Annotated in this window: 14 protein-coding genes; 7 read left to right on the top strand and 7 right to left on the bottom strand. The window is 58.3% G+C overall.

Annotated features, from left to right (window positions below; all coding sequences use genetic code 11):
* Positions 1-47: 47 nt before the first annotated feature.
* Complete coding sequence (locus ACNKH3_RS03165) at positions 48-866, bottom strand: hypothetical protein (RefSeq protein ID WP_420208217.1); 819 nt, start codon at positions 864-866, stop codon at positions 48-50.
* 15 nt (positions 867-881) lie between these two features.
* Positions 882-1,520: a hypothetical protein gene (locus ACNKH3_RS03160; RefSeq protein WP_417916151.1), complete on the bottom strand. Its 639-nt coding sequence runs from the start codon at positions 1,518-1,520 to the stop codon at positions 882-884.
* A gap of 189 nt (positions 1,521-1,709) precedes the next feature.
* Here ACNKH3_RS03160 and ACNKH3_RS03155 point away from each other — a divergent pair, with 189 nt between their 5' ends.
* On the top strand, positions 1,710-2,399 hold the full coding sequence (locus tag ACNKH3_RS03155) for a ferredoxin--NADP reductase (RefSeq protein WP_420208216.1): 690 nt from the start codon (positions 1,710-1,712) through the stop codon (positions 2,397-2,399).
* On the opposite strand, the gene minE is transcribed toward ACNKH3_RS03155, so the two are convergent.
* The 4 genes from minE to ACNKH3_RS03135 form a co-directional block, all read right to left on the bottom strand.
* A complete protein-coding gene (gene minE / locus ACNKH3_RS03150) occupies positions 2,396-2,686 on the bottom strand; it encodes a cell division topological specificity factor MinE (protein ID WP_417916588.1) in 291 nt (96 codons plus the stop codon). The genes ACNKH3_RS03155 and minE overlap by 4 nt on opposite strands.
* The gene (gene minD, locus ACNKH3_RS03145; protein WP_417916587.1) at positions 2,687-3,502 is read right to left on the bottom strand and encodes a septum site-determining protein MinD; all 816 of its coding nucleotides are present in this window, start codon (positions 3,500-3,502) and stop codon (positions 2,687-2,689) included.
* Between the two features lie 30 nt (positions 3,503-3,532).
* Positions 3,533-4,270, bottom strand: a complete 738-nt coding sequence (gene minC / locus ACNKH3_RS03140) for a septum site-determining protein MinC (protein WP_417916586.1) — start codon at positions 4,268-4,270, stop codon at positions 3,533-3,535.
* 332 nt (positions 4,271-4,602) lie between these two features.
* The gene (locus tag ACNKH3_RS03135; protein ID WP_420208215.1) at positions 4,603-4,941 is read right to left on the bottom strand and encodes a cell wall hydrolase; all 339 of its coding nucleotides are present in this window, start codon (positions 4,939-4,941) and stop codon (positions 4,603-4,605) included.
* A 729-nt stretch (positions 4,942-5,670) separates the two neighbouring features.
* Between ACNKH3_RS03135 and gatB the strand changes: the two genes are divergently transcribed.
* Positions 5,671-7,113 carry an Asp-tRNA(Asn)/Glu-tRNA(Gln) amidotransferase subunit GatB gene (gene gatB, locus ACNKH3_RS03130; RefSeq protein WP_417916584.1) on the top strand — a complete coding sequence of 481 codons (1,443 nt, stop codon included), beginning with the start codon at positions 5,671-5,673 and terminating at the stop codon, positions 7,111-7,113.
* A gap of 31 nt (positions 7,114-7,144) precedes the next feature.
* A complete protein-coding gene (locus tag ACNKH3_RS03125) occupies positions 7,145-8,554 on the top strand; it encodes an NACHT domain-containing protein (RefSeq protein WP_420208214.1) in 1,410 nt (469 codons plus the stop codon).
* Here ACNKH3_RS03125 and ACNKH3_RS03120 read toward each other — a convergent pair.
* Entirely contained in the window at positions 8,543-8,989 is a 447-nt protein-coding gene (locus ACNKH3_RS03120) for a hypothetical protein (RefSeq protein WP_420208213.1), read from the bottom strand. The two genes, ACNKH3_RS03125 and ACNKH3_RS03120, sit on opposite strands and share 12 nt — an antisense overlap.
* A gap of 204 nt (positions 8,990-9,193) precedes the next feature.
* On the opposite strand from ACNKH3_RS03120, the gene ACNKH3_RS03115 reads away from it, so the two are divergent.
* The 4 genes from ACNKH3_RS03115 to ACNKH3_RS03100 all read left to right on the top strand — a co-directional run bounded on the left by ACNKH3_RS03115 (position 9,194) and on the right by ACNKH3_RS03100 (position 14,055).
* A complete protein-coding gene (locus ACNKH3_RS03115; protein ID WP_420208212.1) occupies positions 9,194-10,228 on the top strand; it encodes a DUF1176 domain-containing protein in 1,035 nt (344 codons plus the stop codon).
* Positions 10,225-11,859: an NAD+ synthase gene (locus tag ACNKH3_RS03110; RefSeq protein WP_417916821.1), complete on the top strand. Its 1,635-nt coding sequence runs from the start codon at positions 10,225-10,227 to the stop codon at positions 11,857-11,859. Before ACNKH3_RS03115 ends, ACNKH3_RS03110 begins: the two co-directional genes overlap by 4 nt.
* Positions 11,860-11,968: 109 nt before the next feature.
* Positions 11,969-13,603, top strand: coding sequence for an NAD(P)H-hydrate dehydratase (locus tag ACNKH3_RS03105; protein ID WP_417916822.1), 1,635 nt, complete (start codon positions 11,969-11,971; stop codon positions 13,601-13,603).
* A complete protein-coding gene (locus tag ACNKH3_RS03100) occupies positions 13,597-14,055 on the top strand; it encodes a CBS domain-containing protein (protein ID WP_417916823.1) in 459 nt (152 codons plus the stop codon). The genes ACNKH3_RS03105 and ACNKH3_RS03100 overlap by 7 nt, the downstream gene beginning before the upstream one ends.
* Positions 14,056-14,072 lie beyond the last annotated feature (17 nt).

Genomic DNA, 14,072 nt, shown 5'->3' with positions numbered 1-14,072 from the left:
CGGCGGAAATGCGGCAGAACAATTTTGCGGCAGGAGGCCGACAGACTTCAGCGGCCCGACAGCTGAATCAGCCGCTCAGTGACAGCCGCCATCGGCGTTTTGGAGTATTCCGAAGTGATGGCAGCGATCTGCCGCCACATCTCAGGAACAGACTGTCCTTCCTGCCAGTCTTCCGGGCGGACGGTGTTGCGGGCCTCCCACGACGGCAGGGCGCGTGCGCCTTTGGCCGGTGTCCAGAGAAAATCAGGATGGGCGTTCTGATACCACTCGCCGCCGATGATCTTGCCGGTGAAATCCAGCTCCAGATCGTACAGATAGCGGACTTTCGTCACCCGGTCGCGGTGCGGGCCGTCCGGGGCGAATTGCGACGGCGCGGTTTCAACAAGGTATTCCACCTCCATCGCAATGCCGACGATGCTGTCGGTCTGCGGCCCCCGGTAGGCGGCAAATTTGTCATTGCTGAACTGCGCCCTGCGGACTGTCGCCTCGGTCAGCGAATTGACCGCCGCGCCGCTGGCCGGGTTGAAATAGCTGCAACTGTACGCCAGCACCGGCTGATTCCAGACCTCGTAATCATAGGTCGCGTCCATGACCATGCTGCGCTGGGACACGCCGATCTGATTGACCATGGCTAAATGCCAGGTGCCGGGATTGGTGTCGAAGCAGTGCTGGGCGAGGATGCGCCCGGTCTGCGGATCGGTCTGCGGATTCTTGTCGTTGCAGCGTCCGCCGATGAATCTGACTTTCGGGCTGACTTTTGCCCAGAGCAGCGAGGCCAAGGCCTTGATGTCAGAAGGATAAAAAGTCAGACGCGTCAGACCGTCCGCCGCCAAGACAGTAACGGCATTGACCGGCCTGTCCAGCATGTAGGCCGCAGCAGCCTAGCCATGGCAGATGCCCATCCACAGTTCCACCTGCCCGCTTCCCTCGTAGTAGCGCCTGCCTTCCTCCCACATCTGCTTGGTCAGCGAAAACTGCGGGTCGCCGACCAGAATGTCGTATTTCTCCGAAGGCGAAAGCCGGTTGACCGCAGCCTGATCGCCGCCCGCGAGGACAGCCGCCGCTGGACTGCGCTGGATATAGTCGAAATTCACCTTCCAGTCAGTGGACTTGGGGAAATTGCTGTCAGCGTAGCGCTTGCCCAGCACGCCGAGGTAAAGGCCCCAGTAGTCGTCTGACCATGGCTGCTCCGGCAGCCGCGCGCTCATCAGGCCGCTGTCCTCCATGCCCCGCAGGCTGGTCTGGCCGTAAACGTCAACAATCTTGTCGGCGCGGTCGTTGTCTATGAACAGCGCCCTGGCCCGCTCGTCCAGCTCGCCGGAGGCCGCCGCCTGGCTGCGCAGCAGGTCGCGGGCGGCAACATAATCATGCCGCTCCAGCGCGGCCTGATCAAAAACAGGCGCGGCGCCGCAGCCGGACGCGCCAGGCGGAACCTCCTCCTTTGTCGGCCTGCGGCTCATGAACGCGGCGAGATTGTCGTTGAAGGCTTTCAGCTCGGCGTTGATCTGATCGTGAGACATGGCTCCGCTCCTTTTTTGGCGATGATTGATGAGGACAGGCAAGGAAGATTATAGCACAGGGCGGAGGATTTGGAAAGGCTGCTGCTGGCCAGACCGGGCTTGCTCAAGCCGGACAATGTGGTATAATGGGAAACGCGACATCATGCGCTTCGCGGGGCAGAACGCCGCCGCAGGGAGAAACCGCCGCTTATGGCCATAGAACTGCGCTTCATCGAACAGATAGTCCGCACGCCCAAGGCGGTCAGCTGTCGTTTCAGCCGCCCGCCGGGCTTCATATTTGCCGCAGGGCAGTACATGCTGCTCTGGCCGAAGCCGGGCGGCAGCTTGGTGCATCCGCTCTCCTTCAGCGACGGGACGGCGCGGGATTTTTTGGAATTCACCAAGCGGCTGACCGGTTCGGCCTACTGCCAGGCACTTGAAAGCCTGCGGCACGGTGATATGGTGATGGCCAAGGGGCCGCTGGGGCATTTTTCAGCGGAGGGTGCTGCCGATGAGCTTGTCTGCATCGCAGGCGGCATCGGCATCACGCCGATCCGCAGCATTCTGGCCGACATGGCGCGGCAGAACGACCGCCGCCGCGTCACCCTGATCTACGGCAATGCTGATGCAAGCGACATCGCCTTTGCTGAGGAGCTGGCCGGGCTGCCTCTGCCGCAGTTCCGGCTGGCGCACGTGCTGCAAAAAACGGACGGCAGGCTGAACGCCTATGCCGGGCTGATCAGCGCCGAGATCATCCGAGCTGAAACGCAAAATTTGGCCGCCGCAACCTTTCTGATCTCCGGGCCGCCGGTGATGGTCAAAGCCGTGGAGACGCAGCTGGCCGCGCTGGGTGTCAGCCCGGAACAGGTCCGCACTGACCGCTTTCTCGGCTACGCCTAAGGCAGACGCTCCGTCGTTCCGACTTTTTCCTCGCGGCAGGATTTCTCCGGCAGGGCAATGTTCAGCTCCAGAATTTCGCAGTCCTCGCCCCGGTCCAGCCGGACGGAGATGTCGTCCTGATCAATATCGACATATTTTTTGATCACCGCGAGCAGCTCGTCCTGAAGCTGCGGCAGGAAGGAGGGCCGGTTGCGCTGGATTTTGTCACGGGCGATCAGAATGCTCAACCGTTCCTTGGCCACTTCCGCCGATCTCCGGTTGGCATAGAAATAGTCAAATAAGCCCATTTAGTTGCCCCCGAAGAATTTGCTGAAGAGGCCTTTCTTTTTCGGGTCAATGAACCGCATTTCAATCTCCTCGCCGAGGAAACGGGCCACGCAGTCGTGGTAGGCCATGCCCGCGTCGCTGCTGCGGTTGGCGATCACCGGCACGCCTTGGTTCGACGCGGTCAGCACCGCTTCAGACTCCGGGATGACGCCCAGCAGAGGAATGGAGAGGATGTCTTGGATGTCCTTGACAGAGAGCATCTCTCCTTTCAGCACCCGCTCCGGCGAATAGCGGGTGAGCAGCAGATGCTCTTTCACCGGCGGGCGGCTCTCCACAACCCGCTTGGTCTTGCTGGCCAGCAGGCCGAGAATGCGGTCTGAGTCGCGCACCGAGGAAATTTCCGGGTTGGTGACCACGACGGCCTCGTCGGCGAAATACATGGCCATGTACGCGCCGTGCTCGATGCCTGCCGGCGAGTCGCAGACAATGTAGTCAAAACCTGCCTCTTTCAGCTCATTAAGGACGCTTTCCACGCCCTCCATGGTCAGCGACTCCTTGTCCTTGGTCTGCGAGGCAGGGAGAATATGCAGATTTTCTGTGCGCTTATCACGGATCAAGGCTTGGTTGAGCCGAGCCTCCTTGTTGATCACATTGACAAAATCATACACCACCCGGCGCTCGCAGCCCATGACCAAGTCCAAATTGCGCAGGCCGACATCGAAGTCGATGACCGCCGTCTTGTAGCCTTCCAAAGCCAAGCCCATGGCGAAGGCCGCGCTGGTGGTGGTTTTGCCGACCCCTCCCTTGCCGGAGGTGACTACGATTATTTTGGTCAAATTTGCTCCTCCTGAATGCGGATGAAATCGTTACAAGGCCATGACATGCAGTCTGCCGCCGTGCAGCCGGACCTGCACAGCCTTGGAGCGCAGCTGGGCTGGAAAATCTTCGCTGACAAGATGCGCTCCGGCAATGGAAAGCAGCTCCGCCTCCAGCCGCTGGCAGAAAATGCGGGCGGTCTGGCTGCCTTCGCAGCCGGCGAAGGCCCGGCCCCGCAGCGCGCCATAAACATGAATATTGCCCGGTGCCGCGATTTCCGCCCCGGAGCCGACTGAGGCCAGCACTGTCAGGTCGCCCTGCGCAATGACCACGCTCTGGCCGGAGCGCACCGGCTCGGTGATGATGACAGACGGCTCTCGGCCCGGCGGCTCGGCGGCTGGTTCCGGCTCAGGCTCCCCGGCTGGATCCTCGTCCTGCGGCGGCCTGCCGCCCGCCCGCGCCGCCAATGCTGCCAGCTTCAGCGCGGCGGCCTGTTTTTTCTGCTCCTCAGACCCTCCGGCGATGCCGACAGGGATGAAGCCCTGCATCCGCACAATATCGGTCAACAGAGCAAGATCGACACGCTCCGCCGCATCCTCATCAAGATGCCCAAAGCTGATCACAAGCGGCGCGTGATGAAAAAAATCAGGAGCCTGCCGCACTTTTTCCGCCAGCTGCTCCGCCACTGCGTCCAGATCGCTGCTCCGCAGGGTGAGAACCAGAATCGTGAAGGCCGAACCTTTCAGATCAAAGGCTGCGCCGCCGGCCTTGAGGACGGAATGGGGCATGTCGTTCGCTGTGGCGGCTGCGCCGCTCCTTATTCTTTTGGGCAGGAATTGCTGTCAGGATGCAATGCAAGTCAGCCGCCATCCTTCATTTTCATCCTGTGGCAGAATGGCAGCCCTTTCAGATGTTTCATGCCGTCGGAACAAATTGTTGGCCAGCGGCGGCGCAGGGCGGCCTTCTGTTCATAATAACCGGTTTGCCAATTACGTCCAGCCGGAAGTGCAGCGGCCTGATTTTTTCCTCCTCCGCCTTGGAGGAGGAAAAAAAAAACAGCCGTCCGGCGGACCGGAACAGCTGTTTTCAACGGCTGGCCGCTGCTCAGGCGGCGGCTTTTTCAGTTGCGATAGAACAGATGCTCGCCGTATTTGGCGACATAAGTTTTGCTCTGCGCCCATTTGGGCCGCACGTCATGGCGGTGGTAGAACGTCGCGCCTTTAGTGAAATCTTTGCTGGTCATGGCCTTCATCGCGGTCTGAATGCAGTCCACGAAGATGTCGGTTTCCTTTGGCACGTAGGACTTTTGCAGAAAAGTCCAGCTGAACTGCTTTGGCGCCGTGACCACTTGCTCAACGGTCTGCTTGCTCTGGCTGGCCCGGTTGAGGGTGACATGGGCGACGGCAAGCTGACCGATCTGGGGCTCGCTGCGGGCTTCATGATAGATATTCAGGCTCAACCACAGCAGTCCTTCAAGAAAACTCATAAAAACAAACCGTTATTTTCTGCTCATCTTCGATCATTCTCGGTCATCGCCTGATCACCGTTTGATCACTTTTTGTCACAATCTGCGTGAAAATTATACTTGCTTTTTTATGAAAAACAAGCATTATTTTGTTTTTCGCGAAACAATTCATCTGAACTGCACGCAGACGCAGATTTTTTGCGGGCTAAAATTATGCAACTTGTTTAAATATTAAATATTTTTAAATTAAACACAGGCCGAAGAGTTGTTTCTGTTTATTTTTTTCCTTTTAATTCCAAACCATTAAATGAAAAAACTTGAAGTTCGGCCTGCTGTTTGGCTGACATCAGGCTGCTGCAAAATCAGCACATTGGGGCCAGAGGCAAGTCATTCAACAAAATAAACGCAGCACAGATGCAAATAACAATATCAATTTTTTCGTTTTTTCTTGTAAGTTTTGTCAATCGCAATTAAAATCCATTGTTATGGGCACTAGCCTGTCTCTGCGCAAACGGCGATGGAATTTTTGCTTGCTTCGATAAAAAGATATCTGCATAAAATAAAATTGCGCACAAAGGCGCAGCACACTGCCGCTATAGTGCGTTGCACGTAAAATTTTTTTATAAAATACACCCTTCAATTTTTTCCTGCTTAATTTGAAAATAGTATATGGTTGCCGAAATGTTTTAAAAACAAGCTGCCACTCTTTAATAGGATAACATTATGGAATTTGAAACCGTGATCGGGCTGGAAGTCCATGCCCAGATGAAGACCAAGAGCAAGATATTCTGCGGCTGTTCGACAGAGTTCGGTGCGCCGCCCAACACCCAGACCTGCCCGGTCTGTCTCGGAATGCCGGGTTCGCTGCCCGTGCTCAACCGGCAGGTGGTGGAGAACGGCATCAAGCTGGCCTTGGCCGTGGATGCGCAGATCAACCGAGAGAACCGCTTTGCCCGTAAGAACTACTTCTATCCCGATCTGCCCAAGGGCTATCAGATTTCTCAGTTCGAGCTGCCGATTGCCGAGCATGGCCGCTTGGAGATCGAAGTCAACGGCGAGAAGAAGACCATCGGCATCACCCGTGCCCACATGGAGGAGGACGCAGGCAAGCTGATTCATGACGAACGCGAGCCGAAGAGCTACGTTGATCTCAACCGCACCGGCACGCCGCTGCTGGAGATCGTCAGCGAGCCGGATTTGCGCTCGCCGGAAGAGGCGGCGGCCTATCTCAAGCAGCTGCACGCCATAGTCCGCTGCTTGGACATCTGCGACGGCAACATGCAGGAAGGCAGCTTCCGCTGCGATGCCAACATCTCCCTGCGGCCCAGAGGCCAAGAGAAGCTCGGCACCCGCACCGAGCTGAAGAACATGAACTCCTTCCGCAATGTGCAGCTTGCCTTGGAATACGAAGAGCGGCGGCAGCGGGACATCCTTCTTGACGGCGGCAAGGTGACGCAGGCCACCTTGCTCTGGAATCCAGATACAAACCGTACCGAGGCGATGCGCGGCAAGGAAGAGGCGCACGACTACCGCTACTTCCCCGACCCTGACTTGGTGCCGGTCGTGATTGACGAGGCGTGGATTGAGCGGCTGCGGCAGAGCCTGCCGGAGCTGCCCAAGCAGCGGCGGCTGCGCTTCATCGAACAGCTTGGCCTGCCGGAAGAGGCGGCGGCTATTCTCACCGCTTCCCGCGAGCTGGCGGACTACTTCGAGCAGGTCTGCGCTGCCTTCAATAACCCCAAAAAGGTGAGCAACTTCATCTGCACGGAGCTGCTGCGGGAGTATGCGCCGGAGCAGATCGGCGAATGCAAGGTGCAGGCTATCCAGTTAGCTGCCCTGCTGGCGATGGAGGAGAAAGGCACCATTTCCGGCAAGATTGCCAAGACCGTCTTTGCCGAGATGCTCGCCAGCGGAACCGACCCAGAGCAAATCGTCAAAGAGAAAGGGCTGGTGCAGATGAGTGACGAGGGCGAGCTGCTGGCTGCGGTTCAGGCGGTGGTCGCCGCAAACCCGGAGCAGGTGCAGCAGTACCGCGAGGGCAAGACCAAGGTCATGGGCTTCCTTGTCGGCCAGCTCATGAAGCAGACCAAGGGCAAGGCCAATCCGCAATTGGCGAACAAGTTGCTGCTGGAGGCGTTGGGACAGGGGACAGAGACAGGCGCGTAAGTTCGCAGAAGCGCGGCACGGAGGGGAAATCATGGCTCTGGAAGCAATGGCCTTTGTCAAAGCGGAATGGGTCAAGCCGCTCTGGAAGCAGCTTGAGCGGATCAGCGGCGAGCGGGCCAAGGAGTTTGACCGGCTGCGGGATGAGTTCGTTGATCCGAACGTGCTGAAGGATGTCTATGTGGTGCCGCAGCTTCAGGACAGAAACCCGGCAGATTCGCGCCAAGATGATTTGGTGGTGTGCGCACAGCAGTCCGCCTTTGAGCGCATCAACGGTTTCTTTCAGGGCAAGCTGCCCTTGGAGAAAGACGGGCGGCATCAGATGTTCATCCTTTCCGACGCGGGCATGGGCAAGACCTCGCTCCTGCTGATGCTCAAGCTGATGCACCTGACCAGCTTCTGGCCGCAGAAATACAGCTGCCAGCTCTTCAAGCTCGGCGACGACACCTTGCAGCGGGTGCGCGATTTGCCGAACAAAGGCGAGACCTTTCTGCTCCTCGACGCGCTGGACGAAGACCGGCAGGCGTGGAAGCGGATCAAGGAGCGGCTGCTGGAGCTGCTTGCCGCCAGCGAGGATTTCCGCCGGGTGATCATCTCCAGCCGCACCCAGTTTTTCCCGGAGATGGAGACGGACAGCCTTGGCAGGCCGGAAATCAAGGTGCTGTCCGGTTATCACTGCCCGGTGCTCTATCTCTCGCCGTTCAGCAATGAGCAGGTGCAGGAGTTCATAGAGAAAAAGCTGCCGTTGACGTTCTGGCACCGGCTGTTCTTGCAGGCGAAGAAAATCCGCCAGCAGCGGCAGAAAGCAGCGCATCTGATCAAGCAGATGCAGGATTTGCGGATACGCCCTATGTTACTACAGCATTTAGACAAATTGCTTGAGGTAGATAATCCACAGCAAGAGTGGAATGCCTACACTGTATATCAATCCCTTGTCAATGAGTGGCTTGACCGCGAGGTACGCAAGCTGCGGGCACGGAGTAATGATTGGATCTTTGGTCGCGAGCGATTGCCAGAACGAAAAGAACTTTTAAGGGCTTGCATGTTGGTTGCAGAACGGATGCAGCGGCAGGAAACGCGAGTAATTTTTGAGGAAGAACTTCAGAAATTGATTCTTGCTGACGAAAATATTGCTTGGCTCGAAAAATTCGAGCTGGGCGGACGTTCGTTGCTGAACCGGAATTCTGAACGAGCCTTTCGTTTCAGTCACTACACCATTCAGGAATATCTTGTTGCCTATGGCATAATTAACAACGCTCTATCTGCATTAGAACCTGTCCGTCCAACTGATCAACTTCTGCGCTTTCTTGAACTTTCAAACGGTATTATTCCTTGGAATCTTATCGAAATGACAGATGATGCCATTATCTCAAAAAAACTATTTGATATTAGAAGACCTGCTCCAGGCTGGACGCGCCCGCATGGAACATATTCAGCATACTGACGGAAAGTAAGGGCGGTTCGCGAACCGCCCCTGCGAAACCCGCATCGAATTGCACTCGGCAAGAAAGAAGTTCTGCTTGACCGCAAAAGGTTTCTGCCAAACAAAAGAGAAGTTCTGCCGAGCCGGAAAGAGATCTTGCTCGGCAGAAAATGGCTTTGGGCAAGATGCAAAGAAGTTTGGCCGAGTGCCAAAAGGATGCTGTTTGACAGCAAAGAGATGCTGCCGAGCTGAAGACGGGTTTTGTTCGGCAGCAAAAGAGTTCTGCCGTACCGCAGAGGAATTTTGCCGAACTGAAGTTTTATGCGGCCAAACAGCAAGCGGCGCAAAGGCGGTGTTTACCTCGATCTGCACTTTGTTGCGCCCGTCTTTTCCTGATCGAAATGGGCGATGGTTTGCAACAGACCAAGCTGCTGCATATTTTTCAATAAATTTCAATAGTGCTTCGCTATAGTGTTAGGTTCTTCATAACAGAATGGGAACAAGATGAAAGCCTCTTCGCTTGGCATGTTGCGTCACCTGTCAGCATCTTACGCTGAATCACGCATTCATCTGAAATTCAGTTGACATCTCCAGCCGCGCAACGGTAATTATGTCCCATGTATTGTGTCAGCGGTCTCATCATTCCTCCCTGAGGTCAGCATGGATGCAGCAACGAGTTGTTCGGTCAGAATTGCGGCAGCATTCTGTATTATTGCTGCCGCGCAGAACAGTGCCGCCGATGATGACATGGGCATTTTCAGTCATAAGGACTGGGAGTTGGCCTGCGACAACACCAGAACCTGCCGCGCCGCTGGCTATCAGTCAGAAGACAATTACGAGATGCCGGTTTCGATGCTGCTGACCCGCACGGCAGGGCCGAACACGCCTGTCTCGATGGAGCTGCAACTTCTTGCCAATGCGGAAGGCGGCGGCGGAGAACCAACGGAACTGCTCCTGCAAGTCGGCAGTCTGATTTTTCCAAAATTTAAAATCGGCAAGGTCGCGCAGGACGAGGCGGACAAGCTGCTGGCAATCATGCCCGACAGCGATGAACTCCTGCTCAGTTCTGGCATTCAGAAATGGGTGCTCTCTTTGGCTGGAATGAAGGCGGTTCTGCTGAAAATGGATGAAAAGCAGGGGCGGACTGGCACTCCTGGCGCACTGATCGGCAAAGGCCGCAAGCCGGAAGAGGCGGTGCTGCCGCCGCTGCCTATGAAAACGCTGACTGTTCCGCATATCCCGCCAACGACAAAGCAAGATAAAAAGACACTCGCTGCGCTGACAACATTTTTGGATGCTAACTGTGACGAACTGATAGACAAGGCAACGTGCAAGGAATCCAGATCAATTAGCCGACTGAGCAAGAACATGCTGCTTGTGAGCCAGCTGGCTTGGCGAAGTGCCTACAACCAAGGGTTTTCGTTCTGGATTATTAATGACAAAGCACCATTCAATCCTCAGCCTGTTGCGGAAGACAGTGCCAATGACTACAGTGATGGCGTTATATACGCCGCCCAAAAGAGAAGAGGGCTGGGGGATTGCTGGTATACCGCCTCATGGGTATGGACAGGCAAGACGTTTGAGAAGGCCGAAGAAAGCTCAACAGACATGTGCAGGAATTTTTTTGCTGGCGGGGCGTGGGACTTGCCGACTTTTGTCAACAAGGTGGTGAACAAAAACGAGCCGCCAAAATGAAAACCGCCCTCATTCAAACCAACCCGACCATCGGCGCGTTCGAGCGCAACCTTGCCCTGCTGCTTGAACGGCTTAAACAGGCGGAGCAGGCTGGCTGCGGCTTGGCCATCTTCCCAGAATTGGCCCTGTGCGGCTATCCGCCCCAGGATTTGCTCGAACGCCGCGATTTTCTTCAGGCCCACGATCAGGCTTTGGACAAGCTGATTGCCGCTGTCGGCGAAACTGGCGTGATCGTCGGCGCGGTTGAGCGGCGCAGCGGGCCGGGCAAGCCGCTGCACAACTCCGCCCTGCTCATCCACCGAGGCAAGGTCGTGCAGCGGATGCAAAAACAGCTCTTGCCCACTTACGATGTCTTTGATGAGAGCCGCTATTTTGAGCCGGGCGGCCCTGCGCTGCCGGTCAGCTTCGGCGGCCTGCGCCTCGGCCTGACTGTCTGTGAGGACATCTGGCAGCAGGGGCAATACAGCCAAGACCCGGTGGAGGCCCTGTGCCGGGCAGGCCGTCCGCCGGATTTGCTCATCAACATCTCCGCCTCGCCCTATCATCACGGCAAGCTCGGCGAGCGCAGGCGGCTTTTCGGCAGCCTCTGCCAGCGGCACGGCCTGCCGCTGCTTTATGTCAATCAGGTCGGCGGCCAAGACTCGCTCATTTTTGACGGCCATTCAGCGGCGGTGAATCGGCAGGGCGAAATCTGCGCCGCTGCGGCTGGTTTCAGCGAGGATATGCTGCTGATTGACACGGACGAGCTGCGCCACGGCGGGCCGGTCTGCGCCGCGCCGGAAGACTCCATCGCTCAAGTCGAGGCTGCGCTGGTGCTCGGCCTGCGGGATTATCTCCACAAAACCGGTTTCCGCAAGGCGGTGATCGGCCTGTCCGGCGGGATAGACTCGGCGGTGACAGCGGTTTTGGCCGCGCTCGCCCTTGGCCCGGAGAACCTGCTCGGCGTGGCCCTGCCCTCGCCCTACACCGCGCAGATGAGCATTGACGACGCGCAGGCCCTGAGCCGCAATCTCGGCTGCGGTTTTGAGATCATCCCGATTGCCGGGGCGATGACGGCCTATCAGCAGGCCCTCGCGCCGCTCTTCGTCGGGATGGCTGAGGACGTGACTGAGCAGAATATCCAAGCCCGCATCCGGGGCAATCTGCTCATGGCCTTGTCGAACAAGTTCGGCGGGATGCTGCTTTCCACCGGCAATAAATCGGAAATGGCCGTGGGCTATTGCACCCTCTACGGCGACATGAGCGGCGGGCTCGCTGTGCTGGCCGACCTGCCCAAGGTGATGGTCTATGAACTGGCCCGCTGGATGAACCGCAACGGCGAAGTCATCCCGGAGCGAATCATTACCCGACCGCCCACGGCGGAGCTGAAGCCGGATCAGCTCGATCAGGACGACCTGCCGCCCTACGAGATACTTGATCCGATCTTGGCCGCATATTTGGAGGAGCATTGCAGCGCGGAGGAAATTGCGGCGCGGGGCTTTGCGCCTGAAACCGTGCGCGGCATCATCCGCCGCATACTCCGCAACGAGCACAAACGCAAGCAGGCGGCCTTGGGCCTGAAGGTGACGAGCAAGGCCTTTGGCTATGGCAGACGCTGGCCGGTGGCGGCGCATATAGCGGTTTTGGATTAAACAGAGAGCAGGCTGCTGTTCTTGAGGACATGCTTAAATCCTTCGTCACGAAGGGCATTTTGATGTCAAAACCGCTGCCGAATAAAAAATATCCTGACAAGACATTCCGATGCGCCTTGCCTCACCCAAGCAGATGCAGGCCCTTGACCGGGCCGCCATGGAAGATTTCGGCATTCCCGGCATTGTGCTGATGGAAAACGCTGGCCGCGCCGCCGCTGATCAGATGGAAGCCTGTTTCGGCCCGGTCGCAGACCGCAGCGTCTGCATTTTCATCGGGCCGGGCAACAACGGCGGCGACGGATTGGTGATCGCCCGCCACGTTCTGCAACGGGGCGGCCTGCCGCTGCTGATTTTTTTCGTTGAGCCGGAGCAGCTGACAGGAGACGCGGCGGTCAACGCCTCCATCTGCTTGAAATTGGACATGCCGCGCTGCGTCGTCCGCAGCGGAGATGAGCTGCCTCAGCTTGAAGAGCGCATCCGTCAGCTGCATTTTGACCGGCCCATGCACAGTTTGGTTGACGCGCTCTTCGGCATCGGCCTCAGCCGCCCGCTGGAAGGCCGCTTCGCAGCCGCTGTCCAGTTCATCAACCGCCTGCGCAGCCAGCAGGGCTGGTCGGTTGTGGCGGCGGACATCCCCTCCGGCCTCTGCGGCCAGACCGGAATGCCGCTGGGCGGCGCAGTGGAAGCGGCGTTGACCGTGACCTTCAGCCTGCCGCAGCCAGGGCATTATCTGCACGGCGGGGCTGCGGCAAGTTCAGCCGCCGGGGCGGTCGGCAGGCTGATTGTGGCTGACATCGGCATTCCGCCGCAGGCGGTGGAACAGGCCGGCCTGAAAGGCAGGCTGCTGGACCGGCGCAGCGTCGCCCCGCTGCTCCGGCCTCGGCCCAAAGCAGGCCACAAAGGCACGTTCGGCCACCTGCTGCTGCTTGCCGGGTCCGAAGGCAAGACCGGGGCCGCCCTGCTGGCGGCGCAGGCGGCGCTCCGCAGCGGCTGCGGCCTTGTGACGCTGGCCGTGCCGAAGAATCTCAACCCGATTTTTGCAACCGCCCTGCCCGAGGCCATGACCGTGCCGCTGCCGCACTCAAACAACTGCCTGTCTGCCGCTGACTGGGAGCTGATCGTCGAGCTGGCTGCGGACAAAGACGCAGTAGTTCTTGGTCCCGGCCTCGGGACAGCCGTGGAGACCGGCGAGCTGACGCGGCGGCTGCACCGGCGGATCAGCCTGCCCATGCTGCTGGACGCGGACGCGCTCAACCTGCTGGCGCAGGATGTTCTCACCTTGGCCGACAGCGGCGGGCCGCGCATTCTCACGCCGCATCCCGGCGAGCTGGCCCGTCTCACCGGCCTCAGTCCGGCTGAAATTCAGGCCGACCGGCTCAAGGCGGCGGACTGGCTGGCCGAGGCGGAAATCAGAGATGCTCGGGAGATCATCACCGTGCTGAAAGGGGCTGGCACAGTGGTCTGCTCGAACAAAGGCGGCTGGGCGGTCAACAGCAGCGGCAACAGCGGCATGGCTGTCGGCGGCATGGGCGACGTGCTGGCCGGATTCATCGGCGGGCTGCTGGCTCAAGGCTGGCCGCTCCGGGACGCGGCTGCGGCAGGCGTTTTTCTGCATGGCCTAGCCGCAGACCTGCTTGCTGAAAACCGCCGCTTAGGCTACACTGCCTCAGAAGTGGCGGCGGCACTCCCGCTGGCCTTTATGCAGCTTGAACACCATGCGCGACCGAGAGGAGCAAGATGCTGACAGCGAAAGATCTGATGAGCGCGAATGTGATCGCCGTGACCTTGGACACTGAAATCCGCGAGCTGGCCAAGGTGCTGGCCGCCAACCGGATCAGCGGCGCGCCGGTGCTGGACGGCGCGGGCCGGGTGATCGGCGTGGTCACGGAAAGCGATCTCATCTTTCAAAACAAAAAAGTGCACATCCCCACCGCCTTCGCCATTCTCGACTCCTTTATTTTTTTGGAAGATCCGGAAAAAATGGAGCAGGAGCTGATGAAAATGGCAGGCACTAAAGTGGCGGACATCTGCACTGCCAATCCGATCACTGTGCGTGAAGACAGTCCAGTGGAGGAAATCGCCACGCTGATGGCTGAAAAAAAAGTGCACACCTTGCCGGTGCTGGACGGGAACGGCCAGCTTGTCGGGGTGATCGGCAAGGCCGACCTCATCCGTATGATTGCGGAGGGAAAATAGAACCGTCCCTCAGCGCA

This window comes from Candidatus Electronema sp. JC, assembly GCF_048287365.2.
In the GTDB taxonomy this organism is placed as follows: Bacteria; Desulfobacterota; Desulfobulbia; order Desulfobulbales; family Desulfobulbaceae; genus Electronema.
The sequence above is the reverse complement of the archived record's forward strand: the minus strand, read 5'-3'. Positions and strand labels throughout refer to the sequence as shown.